This is a genomic window from Mesorhizobium abyssinicae, assembly GCF_049887195.1.
Lineage (GTDB): Bacteria > Pseudomonadota > Alphaproteobacteria > Rhizobiales > Rhizobiaceae > Mesorhizobium > Mesorhizobium abyssinicae.
In genome coordinates this window covers 1-401 of the sequence record NZ_JARAKC010000131.1, presented here as the reverse complement: position 1 = coordinate 401, position 401 = coordinate 1, and the positions used below count along the sequence as shown (strand labels likewise).

Sequence of the window (401 nt, the reverse complement as noted above, 5' to 3'; positions counted from 1 at the left end):
CCGGTGGAGCCTGAGGTGTAGATGATATAGGCGAGATGGCGCGCGGTGAGCCCGAGCGCGCGCGGGTCGGGATCGCAAGCCGGCTGCCCGGCCCAGGCGGGTGCGGCGGTGTCGAGGTCGACCACGCCGACATGGCCAAGCGCCTGCGCGCCGAGCGCCTGGCGACCGGCCGCATCGCAAAGCAGCAGCCGCGGCGCGGCATCCTCAAGCACCTGGGTGAGGCGCGCGCTCGGATAGGCCGGGTCGAGCGGCACATAGGCGCCGCCCGCCTTCAGGATCGCCAGGACCCCGACCACCATCATCGGGCTGCGCTCCAGGCAGATCGCCACCGGCTGGTCCGGCTTCACGCCAAGGCCGACCAGATGATGCGCCAGGCGGTTGGCGCGCGCGTTGAGCTCGCC

1 protein-coding gene is annotated in these 401 nt (G+C 72.8%); it reads right to left on the bottom strand.

From position 1 onward, the window contains the following. On the bottom strand, positions 1-401 hold a 401-nt coding region (locus tag PU724_RS33960; protein ID WP_426213860.1), incomplete at both ends, for an AMP-binding protein.